1 protein-coding gene and 1 tRNA gene are annotated in these 1,106 nt (G+C 70.1%); one reads left to right on the forward strand and one right to left on the reverse strand.

Going from position 1 to position 1,106, the window contains the following annotated elements; translation table 11 throughout:
* On the reverse strand, window positions 1–457 hold a 457-nt coding region (locus ABZW03_RS41160), incomplete at its 3' end, for a DUF3662 domain-containing protein (protein ID WP_355270042.1).
* A gap of 422 nt (window positions 458–879) precedes the next feature.
* On the opposite strand from ABZW03_RS41160, the gene ABZW03_RS41165 reads away from it, so the two are divergent.
* Window positions 880–963, forward strand: a tRNA-Leu gene (locus ABZW03_RS41165).
* Window positions 964–1,106 lie beyond the last annotated feature (143 nt).

Raw genomic sequence — 1,106 nt, forward strand, 5'->3', positions numbered from 1 at the left:
GCTGCCACGGTGCGCCGGGGGCCGCGGCGGCCGGCGGACGGTCGTAGCCGGGCTGCGGCGGCGCGTACTGCTGCTGGGGCTCCTCGGCGGCCAGGGTGCGGCTGCGCACCCGGTACAGCCCGGTGTCCAGGTCGTCGGCCTTCTCCAGGTTCACCTGGAGCGGGCCCATGAAGGTGTACCGCTGCGCCTCCGCGTACTCGCGGACCATGCCGGCCAGCTCGGTGCCGAGCTGCCCGGAGTAGGGGCTGAGCCGCTCGTGGTCGTGCGGGCTCAGCTCGACGATGAAGTCGTTCGGCACGACGGTGCGGTCGCGGTTCCAGATGCTCGCGTTGTTGTCGCACTCGCGCTGCAGCGCCCCGGCGATCTCCACGGGCTGGACCTCGGACTTGAACACCTTGGCGAAGGTGCCGTTGACGAGACCCTCGAGCCGCTGCTCGAACTTCTTCAGCACTCCCATGGGGCACCCCCTTCCAGGGTTCGTTCGCCTGCCTGCCGGCCGGATCCCGCCCGGGACCAGGTCGCGCCTCCTACTTGCGGTACTTCCGTACTGATCGTATCCACGCCGGGCCCTTCCGTACGGTTCCCGGACCGTGTGGTGCCCGGGGGTGGGCTCGGACACACAGGGTGACGCATTTCGGGTACGGCACGCCAGGTGTGCCCGTCGGAGCGCCCTTCCGACAGTCGTACGGGTGTTCGTCGGGCACCGGTTCGGGTGCCGTCGGCCTCCCCGGACAACGGATTCGGAGCAGCCCCCCAGGTCGTGCTAATGTTTTCCACGTCGGAAGGGCCGCCCGGAAGGGAGGCCGGTCCAAGGAAGTGCGAAGTACCGATGGTACCGAGCGGTTCGGAAGATCGGCCGGCAACGAGGACAACACCCATGCGCGGGTGGCGGAATAGGCAGACGCGCTGGATTCAGGTTCCAGTGCCCGAAAGGGCGTGGGGGTTCAACTCCCCCCTCGCGCACAGCGAAGCCCCGCAGATCTCAGGATCTGCGGGGCTTTTTTGTTCTCCCGTTCCAACGGCCGGGCCGGGCCGGTGGCGCCGGCTCGGGGCGGGCCCGGTCAGCCGCGGCTGGCCGGGAGCTCGGCGCGGACCTCGAAGCCGCC

Origin of the sequence: Kitasatospora sp. NPDC004799 (assembly GCF_040609095.1) — a bacterium.
GTDB lineage: Bacteria > Actinomycetota > Actinomycetes > Streptomycetales > Streptomycetaceae > Kitasatospora.